This is a genomic window from Arthrobacter sp. 9MFCol3.1, from assembly GCF_000620385.1.
Lineage (GTDB): Bacteria > Actinomycetota > Actinomycetes > Actinomycetales > Micrococcaceae > Arthrobacter.
Genome location: NZ_KK211131.1, coordinates 406,551 through 420,485 on the forward strand (window position 1 = coordinate 406,551; position 13,935 = coordinate 420,485).

Genomic DNA, 13,935 nt, shown 5'->3' on the forward strand with positions numbered 1-13,935 from the left:
GACCTGCACAGGCTGCAGAGAAGGAGGCCGCGGTGCGCGCCTGGCAAGTTGGACGTCCGGGGCCCATGTCCAGCGGGCCCCTCGTGGCCGCCGACCGCCCGGACCCTGTGCCGGGACGCGGAGAGGTCCTGCTGAAAGTGCGGGTCTGCGGTGTGTGCCGCACGGACTTGCACCTGGCCGAGGGCGACCTCCCGCCGCGGCACCCCGGGATTATCCCGGGCCACGAGGTAGTGGGCGAGGTGATCGGGCAGGGCCCGGGGGCCGCCAGGTTCGGCCTTGGCGAACGGGTGGGCGTGGCCTGGCTGGGCGGTACCTGCGGCGCCTGCCGGTTCTGCCTGCGCGGCCAGGAAAACCTCTGCCTGTCGCCCACGTTTACCGGCTGGGACCGCGACGGCGGGTACGCCGAGCTCATCACGGTGGCGGAGAACTTCGCCTACCGGATCCCGGAGACGTTTAGCGATGAGGAGGCCGCACCGCTCCTGTGCGCAGGCATCATCGGCTACCGTGCCCTGACCCGGGCCGAACTGCCGATCGGCGGCCGGCTGGGCATCTACGGGTTCGGCGGCTCCGCGCATCTGGCCGCCCAAATCGCCCTCTACCGCGGTGCCCGCGTGTACGTCATGACCCGGTCCGCGCAGGCGCGCGCGCTGGCCCTGGACCTGGGCGCGACGTTCGTGGGCGGGGCCGAGGAGCAACCGCCCGATCCCCTGGATGCCGCGATCCTCTTCGCCCCCGCGGGCGGGCTGGTGCCGGTTGCGCTCCGCGCCCTGGACCGCGGCGGGACGCTCGCCGTCGCGGGCATCCACCTGAGCGATATTCCGTCCCTGCACTACGCCGACGAGCTCTTCGAAGAGCGCCAACTGCGCAGCGTCACCGCCAACACCAGGGCCGACGGCGAGGAGTTCTTCCGGATCGCCGCCGAGATCCCGCTCCGCCCGACCACTGTGGCGTACCCGTTCGAGGCCGCGGACCAGGCCCTGCGGGACCTGGCGGAGGACCGGATCACCGGAGCGGCCGTGCTGCACCTGGACGCGACGTAGCCCGGAACCATCGCAGGCGAGTCGCCGCAAAGACGCCCAGGTCACGCCCCGCGCGTCCAGCCGGGGGTCCCGGCGTCCCGGCGGAACTCGTGTTCCTGGCCCGCCCGGAGCAGCACCTTCTCGACGCCCACCCGCACCAGCACCGGAGACGCGTCCCCCGGGGCGGCGGACACCCGCAGCCGGTCCGAGCCGAGGTGCACGGCCAGCAACTGGTCACGGTAGCGGACCTGGAACTCCACCCGGGACAGCTCGGCGGGCAGCCGCGGGGTGAAGTCCAGGGCGTCCCGGGTGATCCGTAGTCCGGCGAAGCTGCGCTGGATCACGTCGATCGAGCCTGCCATGGCGCCCAGGTGGATGCCCGCGCGCGTGGTGCCGCCCTGGGTGTCGTCCAGGTCCGTGTCCAGGGCTTCCCGGAAGGTCGCCCACGCCCGCTCCGGATCGTGCTGCGCCAGCACCGAGGCATGGGTGACCCGGCTAAGGGTGGAGCCGTGCGCGGTCCGGGCCAGGTAAAAGTCCACAGTGGCCGCGATTTGCGCCGGCGCGACGTCGTAGCCCATCCGGCGCAGGAACCCGAGGAGCTGGTCCTCGCCCAGGACATACAGGAGCATGAGGACGTCCGCCTGTTTGGCCAGCCGATAGTGGTTGGTGCTGTCCCCTTCGGCTTCGAGAATCAGGTCCAGCCGTTCGATGTTGCGGTAGGCGCGGCGGTAGTGATTCCAGTCGAGTTCCCGCAGGGCGCCGTAACCGTCGAACTGGCTGATGATGCCGCCGTCGTGGAAGGGAACGAACATGCGCCGGCTCATGTGCGCCCAGGCGTCGATTTCCGTGCCCGTGATCCCCAGCCGTGCCCGGAGTTCCTCCATGTCGAAACCCCGTACTGAATGCATGATCCAGACCGCCTGGTCAAACACCCAGGCCGCCATGATGTTCGTGTAGGCGTTGTCGTCCAGCCCGCCGCCGGGGTTGCCCGGATGGCCGGTGTGGTACTCATCCGGGCCCATGACGCCTTTGATGTGGAACCGGTCCTGGGCGGCGTCGTGCTCCGCCAGGGAGACGAACAGCCTGGCGACGTCCACCACAATCTCGGCGCCGTGCCGGGTCAGCCAGCCCCGGTCCTGGGTCGCTTCGAAGTACTGCCAGGCGTTGTAGGCCACCGCCAGCCCAACATGCCGCTGCAGGCGTGAGTAGTCCGGCATCCAGTGCCCGGAAAGCTTGTTGAACAGGAACTTGGGTGTCTGCTCGGTGCCGTCGCTGCCGCTCTGCCACGGAAAAAGCGCGCCGCGCAGCCCGGCCTTCCGGGCCGCGTCCCGCGCGGTTCCCAGCCGCCGCCAGCGGTAGTCAATCAGCTCGCGCGCCACCGCGGGCAGCCGGGAGTTCAGGACCGGCAGGACGAAGAGTTCATCCCAGAAGATGTGCCCCCGGTAGCCTTCGCCGTGGAGCCCCCGGGCCGGGACCCCGGCATCGAGCTCGGCGGTGTGGGTGGTCAGTGTCTGCAGCAGATGGAAAACGTGCAGGTTCAGGATCAGCTGGGCCTGGGACGGGGCATCGGATTCGATGATGAACGGTGCCAGCAGCAGGCTCCATGCCGCCTCGTGGTCCGCCAGCAGCGCGTCGAACTCCTGGGGTGCGCGCGAGAGCACCGCGAGCGCCCCCGAGACTGGCGAGGCGACGGCGTGGTCCCGGGAGGTGGCGACGGCGGCTGTCTTGGTGACCGTGACGGGGATGCCGTCAGTGACCTGCAGCTCGAAGCGGTGGCTGTACATGCCTCCGGCCGACTCGGGAACCGCGCCGGCCCCGACCGTCCCGGGAACCCCGCCGCCGGAAATCCGGGTCCGCAGCGCCAGGGCGATCCCGATCCTGCTCCCGGACGTCTGCACCTGAACAGTCAGCTCCGCGGCGCCCGAACCGTCCTCCGACGAAGACACCGACGAAGACACCGACGAGGATACGGCCACCGCTGTCAGGTGCCGGTTGGCCAGTTGGGCGTCCTCGGGCACGTTGGAGTTGGTGACGCCGGTGTCGCAACCGCTGCGGATGCTGATGGACCCGCTCCACCCGACGGCGGTCAGCGTGGTTTCCAGTGCGGCCAGGTGGGGCTCGGCCATGGACACGAGCCGGCGCTGGAGTACCTGAAGCTGCCGTCCGGCGTCGTCCGCCAAGAGCGCTTCCCGGCTCAGCAGGGCCCGCTTGAGGTCCAGGGTGCGCCGCTCGCTGCGGAGGGTCAGGCCGCCGTCGGACCACCACGCACCGTCGCCCACCCGGACATCCAGCGGCAGCCAGTCCGGGATGTTAACCATGTGCTCGTCCACGGTTTCTACGCCCTGGACGATGCTCGCGAGGCTGTTGTAGACGCCCGCAAGGTAGCTGCCGGGATAATGGGCGCCCCCCGCGCGGTGTTCCGGGGCGGCGCCGCGGGTGGCGAGGTAGCCGTTGCCGAGCGTGGTCAGCGCCTCCCGGTGCCCTTCGTGGGCGGGATCGAAGCCCTCGTACACCAGCAGCCACGGGTGCGTGATGACCAGCCCGATGTCCAGTTCACTGACGTCTTCAACCACGACGTCGGCGCCCGCGGCTTCCAGCGCGGCCCGCCGCCCGGCCCGGTCGAGGCCGACCACGAGCCCGAATCCCCCACGCCGCCCGGCGTCCACCCCCGCCGCGGCCCCGGCGATCACCATGGCCCGGGCCGGGGCGATCTCCAGCCGGCGGGCGGCCTCCAGGGCCAGCTCCGGCGCTGGCACTCCGGCGGCGCCGTTGTCCGGGGCAGCCTGGCCGTCCACGATGTGGTCAAAGACATCGACAAGGCCCGCTGCGGCAACGATCGCGGCGTCGTTCAGGCCGGACGTGGCGAGGACCACCGGGATCCGCCCTGCCCGGAGGCGTTCAAGCAGGGCGGCCGTGCCGGGGAAGACGGGGACGGGCCGGCCCGCGGACAGGGCTTCGAAGGTCGTGTTCTGGCGCCGCGCGAGCCCGAACGCCGTCCACCCTGCCGGGCTGTCCGCGGGTGAGCCGCGGGGAATGGCGACCCCGCGCGAGGCCAGGAACCCGGCCACGCCGTCCTCCAGGGTCCGGCCCTCGATGCAGCGGGCGAATTCGTCGTCCGTGAGGGACCCGCGCCGCGCGCCAGCGGGAAGCCGGGGGTCCTTCATGAGGTCGTCCACGAGCTGTTTCCAGGCCGCGGCGCGGAGCTCGCCGGTGTCTGTCACGACTCCGTCGAGCTCGAAGATCACGGCATCGACGGGCGCCAGCGCGGCGGCAACTGTGGGCGACTCCGTCATGGCCCAGTCCTACCAGCGATCGGCGCGGGGCGACAGCGGCGTTTGGCCCGGCTGCGCTCAGCCCAGCAGTGCATCGAGGGTGGTGAAGTCGTAGCCGGCCTGGCGGATGCGGCTGATGACCTGGGGCAGCGCATCAGCGTCCAGCGTGGTCCCGTCGTCGGGATTGGAGCCGATATGCATCAGGACTATTTCCCCCGGTTTCAGGCCCGCCAGGACCCGGTCCGCCACGAGCTGCGCTGTCACGCCGCCGCTGGTGCCTTTCCAGCCCAGGGTGTCAACGCTCCAGCGCACCGGAAGATAGCCGAGGTTGTTGGCCGCGGCGATGGTCCTGGCGTCGCGGTCACCGAAGGGAAAGCGGAAGAGCGGCCGCGGGTCCGCGCCGGCCGCCCTGATGGCCTGTTCGGCCGAGCGGAGCTGGTCCGCGATGCCGGCATCCGACAGGCCGGTGAAGGCCGGGTGCGTCATGGAATGGTTGCCTACCCGGTGCCCGCCGGCGACGATCGCCGCCACCCCTCCGGGGTTCGCGGCTGCCCAGCTGCCGGTGAGGAAGAACGTGCCCCGCACGCGCGCGGCGGCGAGGCTCTGCAGGATGCCGGGCAGTCCGGCCGAATTGGCGCCGGCGTCAAAGGTCAGGGCGACGGCGGCGCCCGCACCCGGGATGGTTTCCACGTCGCGGCCGGCGAGCGCGCCGGGGAACGGCGCCGCGGGCGGCACCGCGGGCGGCACCGGAGCGGGAGCTGCCGGTTCCGGGGCGGGCGGCGGGACGGGAACCGGCACGGCCGGAGCAGGCAGGCCGGTGCCCGGGGACGGCGATGCCGCGCTCGTCAAGGCAGGGGTCTGTGTCCCGGAGGCGGAGGCAGTTGCGGGGACGGTCCCGGATGCCGTCGCGGTGACAGGCGTGGATGCGGGCGGGAACGCCGTCGGCGTCCCCGGCAACAGCAGGACCGCGGCGCCGGCGGCGAGCAGGCCCAGCGCAGCCACGACGGCCGCTATCACCATCAGCCGGCGCCGGCCGCCCGCAACCATGGACCGCATGGTTCACTGTGGCCTCGCCGGTCAAGGCCGGTCCAGTGCTGAAAGCCCCGCGCGGCCGTGCCGCAGCCTAGGAGGACGCCGGAATCAAGCGGTCCGCACGGTAGCGGTCGAACAGCTGCAGGAATGCGTCTTCCGTGCGGCGGTACCCGGTAAGGCCGGCGAGCCGGCTCTTGCTCATGTCCGTGACCACCTCGAGGTTCCGGCCCAGGTCGCCGTCCATGTGCCACCAGGATGCCAGCCGTGCCATATCGGGTTCGGCCAGCCCGTGGCGGGCGGCGATGTCCGCCCACACGCCTTCCATGCCGCGCATTTGCTGCTCCAGGGGGCGGGGTTCGTTGAAGTAGCCCACCGGTTCGACCCCGAAGTAGCCTGCCAGCGCAGGCCACATGCGCCGCCAGCGGAAGACGTCGCCGTTGACGATGTTGTAGGCCTCGTCGCTCGCGTTGTCCGCTGTGGCCGCCCAGATCATGTGGTCCGCCAGCAGACCGCTGTCGGTCATGTCCGTGAGGCTGTTCCATTGCGTCTCGGAACCCGGGAAGATGAATGGTTGGCCCAGTTCCTTGCAGATGGATGCCTGAACGGCGAGCGTGAGTCCCATGTTCATGGTGTTCCCGACTGCATGCCCGATCACCGTATGCGCCCGGTGCACGGACCAGCCAAAGCCCTGTTTCGCGGCCGCTGCCCACAACTCGTCTTCCTGGGCGTAGTAGAAGTTCGGCGTCGGCAGCCTCGGCTCGCTCTCCCGGAAGGGGGTGTCCGGCATTTCCCCGGCCGCATACGCTTCAAACGGGCCCAGATAATGCTTCAGCCCGGTCATGAGGGCGACGTGCCTCACAGGCTTGCCGTTGAGGCTGGCGAGGACGTTCCGCAGCATGCCCGCGTTTGTGTCGATGTTCTCTTGTTCGGTCTTCCGCCTGGACCAGGCGGTGTAGAACACATGGGTGGGTGAAACACCTGCCAGGGCCTTGCGCAGGTCCTCCACGGAGGTCAGGTCCGCGCTCACATGGCGTACGCCGCGGCGGCGGAGGGGATTGCGGGAGAGCCCCACGACGTCCCAGCCCTCCTCGGCGAGCCTGTCCACCAGGGCGGATCCGGCAATTCCGCTTGCCCCCACCACTAGGGCGGTCCGGGTGCCGACGGTCTCTGAACTGCTTTGCACGTCATTCCTCCTGGCATCGCTTGTGCTGCGCCGCGGGCCGTTACATTTGCCGGGTCCGGCGCCCCGGCCCGGCTTGAACGGGACGGATGCTCTTCCAGCCTCTCATGCCGGGGTCCGGGGACGGTCCGGGAGGCTGCCGCGGCAAGCCGGTCGCAGCCGCGCAGTAGGATTCAGGGAGACGCCAAAACTGATACGAAGCTAAGGCGGAACCTCCGTGAAATACGTGCTCCGGTATCCGCTCGTGGCCGGGACCCTCCTTGTCCTGCTGGCGGTGCTGGTCCTTGTGGCTGCAGGCCAGGACGGCATAGCCCGGGCCGCTGCGAGCGTCTACGCCCTGGCCGTTGCGGCCTACCTCGCCGTCGGGATGGCGCGCCGGCTCGCGGGCGGGCAGTTCGGCATCGACATCCTGGCCGTCACCGCCATCGTCAGCACCGTGCTGGTGGGCGAGTACATCGCGTCGATGATCGTCGTACTCATGCTCGCGGGCGGCACTGCCCTTGAGGACTACGCCGCCGGCCGGGCCAAGGGCGAACTCACCGCGTTGCTCGAACGCGTCCCGCAGACGGCCCACCGGGAGCGCAACGGCTCCCCCGCTGCCGGAACCCACACAGCCGGAACCGACACAGCCGGAACCCAGACAGAGAGCCAGCACGAGGACGTGGCGGCCGCCGACGTCGAGATCGGGGACATCCTGCTGGTCAAGCCCGGCGAGGTGGTGCCGCTGGACGGCGTCCTGCTCTCCGAGTTCGGATCTTTCGATGAGTCCTCGCTCACCGGGGAAAGCCTGCCGGTGGAGCGGTCCGCCGGGGACGGCCTCATGAGCGGGTCGCTGAACGGTGAGGCCGCGGTCCGGATGCGGGTCACGGCGCGCATGGAGGATTCGCAGTACAGCCGGATCGTCGCCCTTGTGAAGGAGGCGGCGGAAAGCAAGGCGCCCATGGTCCGGCTCGCTGACCGCTACGCCGTGCCGTTCACGGCCCTCGCGTACTTGCTCGGCGCCGTGGGCTGGATCATCAGCGGCAGCCCGGAACGCTTCGCCGAGGTCCTCGTGGTGGCCACGCCGTGCCCCCTGCTGATTGCCGCGCCGGTGGCATTCCTCGGCGGCATGAGCCGCGCCGCGCACTCCGGCGTCATCGTCAAGTACGCCGGGGTGCTGGAACAGCTGAGCCGGATCAAGACGGCCGCCTTCGACAAGACGGGAACCCTTACGTACGGGCGCCCGTCCCTGGTGCATATCCGGACCGCCGGGCCCCTCGCAGAAGACGAGGTCCTGCAGTTGGCGGCGTCCGCGGAGCAGTATTCCTCGCATGTCCTGGCCGCCTCGGTGATGGACGCCGCCCGGAACCGGGCCCTGCCCTTCGCGGCCGCCACCGAAGCCACTGAATTCGCCACCCACGGGGTGCGCGCCAGGTTCGACGGCCAGGACGTGGTGGTGGGCAAGCCCGCGTTCGTCGCGGAGTGGGCGTCCGGCGTGGTGGAGACGGGGCTGGCCAGCGGCGAGCTCGCCATCTACGTCGGTGCCAGTGGAAATTTCGTGGGCTCCCTGGTGATGAGCGATCCCATCCGCAAAGAGGCCCGCCGCACCCTCGGCGAGCTCAAGGACCTGGGCGTGCGCCGGACGGTCATGCTGACCGGGGACGCGCTCGCCACGGCCCGGCACATCGCGGACGAGGCAGGGCTCACCGATGTCCGCGCCGAGTGCCTGCCGCGGGACAAGGTCGAGGCCGTCAGGTCGCTGCCGGACCGTCCGGTCATGATGGTCGGCGACGGCGTCAACGATGCCCCCGTCCTGGCGGTCGCCGACGTCGGAATCGCCATGGGCGCCCGCGGCTCGACGGCGGCCGGCGAGTCGGCCGACGTCGTGATCATCCTCGATGACCTCTCCAAGGTGGCGACCGCCGTCCGGATCGGCCAACGCACCGTGCAGGTGGCGCTGCAGAGCATCTGGATCGGCATCGGGCTGAGCGTGGCCCTCATGCTGGCCGCGGCCGCGGGTTACGTGCCGGCCATCGCCGGCGCCCTGTCCCAGGAACTGGTGGATCTCGCCACGATCCTTAACGCCCTGCGCTCTCTCGGCCCCGGCCGCCACGGCGCAGCCGCCAGGGTGCGGTCCGGGGAAAGCGCGCGGCGGGCCCCGCTACCGGGCTGAGTTTCCCGGCTTACGCCGTCCTGGCTTACGCCGTCCTGGCTGACGCTGCCTTCGCTGATTCTGCCTCCGCTTCCGCGATCCGCGGCACGGTCTTGAGGTAGCTGTCCGGGTTCAGGGAGATCGAGTCGATCCCTTCCCGCACCAGGAACGCGGCGAACTCCGGATGGTTGCTCGGTCCCTGCCCGCAAATGCCGATCTTGATGCCGCCGGCGTGGGCCTTCCGGATGGCTTCGCTGATCATCGCCATCACGGCCTCGTCCCGCTCATCGAAGAGCGCCGCGAGCTGGCCGGAGTCACGGTCCACGCCCAGGACCAGCTGTGTGAGGTCGTTGGAGCCGATCGAGAACCCGTCGAACCGCGTGGCGAACTTCTCGGCCAGGACCACGTTGGACGGGATTTCGCACATCATGTAGACCTGCAGAGCGTTGCTGCCGCGGACCAAACCATGCTCGGCCATCACGGCCAGGACCTTGTCCGCCTCTTGCGGCGTGCGGCAAAACGGCACCATCACAATCACGTTGGTGAACCCGAGCTTCTCGCGGACACGCTTGAGCGCGGCGCATTCGAGCGCGAACCCCTCGCGGTAACGGGGGTCGTAGTACCGGGAAGCGCCGCGGAATCCAAGCATGGGATTCTCTTCCGGTTCCTCGAAGGCGCCCCCGCCGAGCAGGTGGGCGTATTCGTTGGTCTTGAAGTCGCTGAGCCGGACAATCACGGGGCGCGGATAATACGGTGCGGCGATCTTGGCGATGCCCTGCGACAGGGCGTCCACGAAGTACTCGGTCGGGTCCGCATAGGCCTGCGCCAGCTCCCGGATCTGCTGCGTCTCGGTGGGGTCCGTGACCCGTTCCGGGTGGACAAGTGCCATGGGATGGACGCGGATCAGGCTGCTGATGATGAATTCCATCCGGGCGAGCCCGACGCCGTCCGCCGGCAGCCGCCACCACTGGAAGGCCGCGGCCGGGCTGGCGATGTTGACCATGACCGCAGTGTGGGTTTCGGGCAGCGCGCCCAGGTCCACGTCTTCCGTTTCAAACGCCAGGGTGCCGTCGTAGACGCGGCCCAGATCGCCCTCGGCGCAGGAGATCGTCACGGGTCGGCCCTCCGCCAGGACGGCCGTGGCGTTGCCGGTTCCGACGACGGCGGGCACACCCAGCTCGCGGCTGACGATCGCCGCGTGACTCGTGGGGCCGCCGTGGTCCGTGACGATCCCGGCGGCCCGTTTCATGATGGGCACCCAGTCGGGGTCGGTCATTTCGGTCACGAGGATGGCGCCGTCGCGGAACTTCGCGATGTCCGCCGCGGTCCGGATGACGCAGGCAGTGCCGTGCGCAATGGAGTCGCCGATGGCCGAGCCGGCGGCCAGCACCGTCCCCAGTTCCAGCAGGTGGTGGACCGTGAATCGGGGACCGGTCCGAAGCGACTGGACTGTCTCGGGCCGGGCTTGGACCATGAAGAGTTCCCCGGTCTCGCCGTCGCGCGCCCATTCCATGTCCATGGGCCGGCCGTAGTGGTTTTCGACCGTGACGGCCCAGCGCGCGAGGGCAAGGATCTCGGCGTCGCCCAGCACGAAGGCACGGCGCTCAGCCTCCGAGGTGTCCACCATCCGGGTGCGGGCGCTCCCGCCGCGGCTGTAGACCATTTTCCGGGCCTTGGAGCCGAGGGATTTCTCGATGATCGGGGCGATGCCCTCCGCGGCCGCGGACTCCGTCAGGAGCGGCTTGAAGACCAGGTACTTATCCGGATTGATGGTGCCCTGGACGACGGTTTCGCCGAGGCCCCAGGCCGCGCTGATGACGGCGGCGCGGGGAAAGCCCGAGTCGGTATCGATGGAGAACATCACCCCGGATGCCCCGACGTCGGAGCGCACCATCCGCTGGACGCCGATGGAGAGGGCGACGTCCATGTGGTCGAAGCCTTTGACCTCGCGGTAGCTGATGGCCCGGTCCGTAAAGAGTGAGGCGTAACAGCGGCGGCAGGCGTCCAGCAGTTCCCGCTCACCCGCGATGTTCAGGAAGGTTTCCTGCTGCCCGGCGAAGCTCGCGTCCGGGAGGTCCTCCGCCGTCGCGCTGCTGCGCACCGCCACGGCGAGCCGGTCTAAGCCGGCCCGGTCCCCCAGCGTCCGGTAGTGGGCGCGGATGGCTTCGGCGATGTCGTTGGGGAACTCGCTGGCCAGGAACAGCTCCCGGACGGCCTCGCCGGTGGCGCGCAGCGTGGCGGCCCCGGACCGGTAGGCGGCAATGCGCGACCGCATGGCGTCGTCGATCCCGTTGGCCGCGACGAACGAACGGTACGCGGCGGCCGTGGTGGCGAACCCGTCGGGGACCCGTACCCCCTCGCTTTGGAGGGTCCGGATGAGCTCGCCGAGCGAGGCGTTCTTCCCGCCGACCCGCGGGACGTCGGCCATGCCGATCTCGTCAAACCACATCACGGGCGATTCAGCCATGTCGGAACTCCTGTGCGTTGTCGGTGGACCCATACTGCGCGGGACCGGTGTCCCGGGGTCAGGGGCTTTGGACCCGCGCGCCGCCCCCGGCTCCGGTGCCGCCTGAGGGAAAGCCGCCGGCGGGAGAGCTTCCGGGGGAACCAGCCCGGCGGTGGCGGACGATCTTATACAGCCAGTCGGCGAGCAGGACGGCGGGAACGGCGGCCAGCGCCACCGCCAGCCCGCCCGGCGTCGGCGGCGCCTGGCCCAGCAGCGCCGCCAACGGTCCGAGGAACAGGAACACGCACAGCAGCCCCAGCTCGGCCAGCACGGCCCACAGCAGCAGCCTGTTGGTGAACCAGCCCAGCCGCCAGGGCGGGACGGTGGCGCTGCGGCAGGCGAAGGCGTTCGCCAGCTGGGCCAGGACAACCGTGGTGAAGGCCGCGCCGGACGCCGCCATGAGCACGTCGCTAGCCGGCAGCTCGGCGCCGGGCCGCCACCCCGCACCGAGCAGCACCACCGTGTACGCCGTCATTTCCATCAGCGCCTCCACCGGTCCCAGCAGCCCAAACACCCGGAACATGAGGGCGCGGTCCATCAGGTGCCGGCGCTCGGGCGGCCGCTTCAGCGTCCCCTTGCTGGGCGCCTCGCTGCCCAGGGCCAGGGCGGGCAGCAGGTCGGTGCCGATGTCCAGGGCCAGGATCTGCAGCACGCCCAGCGCCAGGGGGAAGTGGCCGCCGGACAAGGCCCAAATGACGAAGGGGGTGAGCTCCGCGACGTTGTCCGTCAGGTGGTACGTCAGGAAGCGCCGGATGTTCGCGTAGGTGGCACGGCCCTGCTCCACCGCGGCGATGATCGTGGCGAAGTCGTCGTCCAGCAGCACGAGGTCGGCGGCCTCACGGGCGACGTCGGTGCCGCTGCGTCCCATCGCGACCCCGATGTCGGCCTGCTGCAGCGCCGGGCCGTCGTTGACGCCGTCGCCGGTCATGGCCAGGACATGCCCGCGGCCCTGCAGGAGCCGGGCCACGCGGAGCTTCTGTTCCGGCGTCACCCGGCTGACCACCACTCCGTCGCGGTCCAGCAGGGCGGCCAGGACGGCGTCGTCCCCGGGCAGGTCCGGTCCCTGCAGCACGGTTTCCGTGGGGCCGAGCAGCCCCGTCTCGCGGGCGATGGCGGCGGCGGTGAAGGCGTGGTCGCCGGTCACCATCGCCACTTTGATTCCGGCGTCGCGGGCGGCCTGGAGGGCCACTTTCACCTCGGTCCGGGGAGGATCGTGCAGGCCCATCAGGCCCAGCAGCGTCAGCCCGGTCTCGACGTCTTCCAGCCTGAACGTGGCGCCGGGCGGCCCGGGCAGGCTGCGCTGGGCGACGGCGAGTACCCGCAGGCCACGGGCGGCCATCTCATCGACCATGTCCATGGCCCGGTCCGGGCCGGGATCCGAAGCCCCGCCGCCGGGGGCCAGGCACAGCGGAATCACGGACTCCGGGGCCCCCTTCACGAAGAGGGCGGTGCCGACGATCGCCGACTCCCGCAGCCGGCGGGAGTCGAACGCGTACCGGTGCGACGGCGTCGGCCATTCCGGCTGTTCGCCCGGAAGGGCGAGGCGGACTGCGAGCGCGTCGATGGCCGCCTCCATCGGGTCCCCCTCGGCTATCCAGCGGTCTTCGTGGAGGACGGCGCGCCCCACCGAGGCGGCGCGGGCAGCGACGCTGAGCCGTCGGGCTTCTTGAAGGCCGCCGCCCGTGATCTCGGCTTCGGGGCCGTAGCCCTGGCCATTTATGGTCAGCAGCCCGGCCGGGGTCCAGACCTCGACGACGTTCATCCGGTTCTGCGTCAGGGTTCCGGTCTTGTCTGTGCAGATGAAGGTCGTGGAGCCGAGGGTCTCCACGGCTTGGAGGTTGCGCACGAGCGCGTTGCGCTTGGCCATCCGCTGCGCGCCGACGGCCAGAGAGAGCGTGACGGTCGGCAGCAGGCCCTCGGGGACCAGCGCGACGGCCACCCCAATGGCGAACAGGAAGGCATCGCGCCAGGAAATGCCGACCACGAGCGAGAGGACGAAGAACAGGGCGCCGATGCCCAGGGCCATGGTGGCGGTGATGCGGACGATTCTTTGCAGTTCCAGCGACAGCGGGCTGGTGGGGGCTTCGACTTTTCCCGTCAGGGACGCGATCTCTGCGAGCCGGGTCTGGCCGCCCGTCACCGAGACCACGCCTTCGGCGTGCCCGTTGACCAGGAAGGTCCCGCCGAAGGCGGCGTCGCCCGGGTTTTTGGCGACCGCCTCGCTTTCGCCCGTGAGCATTGACTCGTCCACCTCGCAGCCGGTGGCAAGGGCAAGCCGGAGGTCCGCCGGAACGCGGTCCCCGGCCACCAGCACCACGACGTCGTCCGGCACCAGTTCGGTGGAGTGGACCTTGATGACGCGGTGGTCCCGGCGGACCGACACCATGGCCGGGAGCAGCTCGCGGAGTTTGGCAGCGGCATGCTGGGCCCGCTCCTGCTGGATGTAGGCGAACACCCCGTTGACCAGGATCACCGCCACGATGGCGATGCCCAGTTCCGGCATGCCGGCAATTATCGCGAAGACGGCCGCCACCCAGAGCATGATCGCGAAGAAGTGGGTCAGCTCAGCCAGAAGCCTCCGCCAGCCGGGGACCGGACGGGGCTCGGGCAGTTTGTTGGCACCGCATTGCTTCAGCCGCCGGGCAGCTTCGTCGGCGCTGAGTCCGGCGATGGCTGACAGCGAGTCCTGCCCCGGCCCGGGATTCACCCCCGCGGTCCGCCCCTCACGGGCACTGCAGGCCGGCCGCCGCCGTCGAAATCGCCGGAAGGCTGCGGGCCCGCCGGAATTTTACGGC

General features: G+C 70.4%; 7 protein-coding genes. 2 read left to right on the plus strand and 5 right to left on the minus strand.

Translation table 11 applies throughout. The features are described from left to right. Positions 1–32: 32 nt before the first annotated feature. Complete coding sequence (locus C560_RS0119255; protein WP_026539434.1) at positions 33–1,040, plus strand: zinc-dependent alcohol dehydrogenase family protein; 1,008 nt, start codon at positions 33–35, stop codon at positions 1,038–1,040. Positions 1,041–1,081: 41 nt separating this feature from the next. Here the strand turns inward: C560_RS0119255 and C560_RS0119260 are convergent, their stop codons facing one another. The 3 genes from C560_RS0119260 to C560_RS0119270 form a co-directional block, all read right to left on the minus strand. Continuing rightward, positions 1,082–4,312, minus strand: a complete 3,231-nt coding sequence (locus C560_RS0119260; protein WP_026539435.1) for an HAD family hydrolase — start codon at positions 4,310–4,312, stop codon at positions 1,082–1,084. A gap of 57 nt (positions 4,313–4,369) precedes the next feature. Continuing rightward, positions 4,370–5,347, minus strand: coding sequence for a polysaccharide deacetylase family protein (locus C560_RS0119265; RefSeq protein WP_026539436.1), 978 nt, complete (start codon positions 5,345–5,347; stop codon positions 4,370–4,372). 67 nt (positions 5,348–5,414) lie between these two features. Next, on the minus strand, positions 5,415–6,506 hold the full coding sequence (locus tag C560_RS0119270; RefSeq protein WP_026539437.1) for an SDR family oxidoreductase: 1,092 nt from the start codon (positions 6,504–6,506) through the stop codon (positions 5,415–5,417). Positions 6,507–6,720: 214 nt separating this feature from the next. On the opposite strand from C560_RS0119270, the gene C560_RS22455 reads away from it, so the two are divergent. Further along, positions 6,721–8,655 (plus strand): heavy metal translocating P-type ATPase, encoded by a 1,935-nt coding sequence (locus C560_RS22455; protein ID WP_043423424.1) that lies wholly within the window; start codon positions 6,721–6,723, stop codon positions 8,653–8,655. A gap of 25 nt (positions 8,656–8,680) precedes the next feature. Here C560_RS22455 and ppsA read toward each other — a convergent pair whose 3' ends face one another. Together ppsA and C560_RS0119285 are read right to left on the minus strand one after the other, a co-directional pair. After that, entirely contained in the window at positions 8,681–11,101 is a 2,421-nt protein-coding gene (gene ppsA, locus C560_RS0119280) for a phosphoenolpyruvate synthase (protein WP_026539438.1), read from the minus strand. A 58-nt stretch (positions 11,102–11,159) separates the two neighbouring features. Next, entirely contained in the window at positions 11,160–13,847 is a 2,688-nt protein-coding gene (locus C560_RS0119285) for a cation-translocating P-type ATPase (RefSeq protein ID WP_051533280.1), read from the minus strand. Between the last annotated feature and the right edge of the window lie 88 nt (positions 13,848–13,935).

Bases quoted from the DNA above. Each gene is read 5' to 3' on its own strand.
- C560_RS0119260 (WP_026539435.1), bottom strand. From the start codon at position 4,312: ATGACGGAGTCGCCCACAGTTGCCGCCGCGCTGGCGCCCGTCGATGCC.
- C560_RS0119265 (WP_026539436.1), bottom strand. From the start codon at position 5,347: ATGCGGTCCATGGTTGCGGGCGGCCGGCGCCGGCTGATGGTGATAGCG.
- ppsA (WP_026539438.1), bottom strand. From the start codon at position 11,101: ATGGCTGAATCGCCCGTGATGTGGTTTGACGAGATCGGCATGGCCGAC.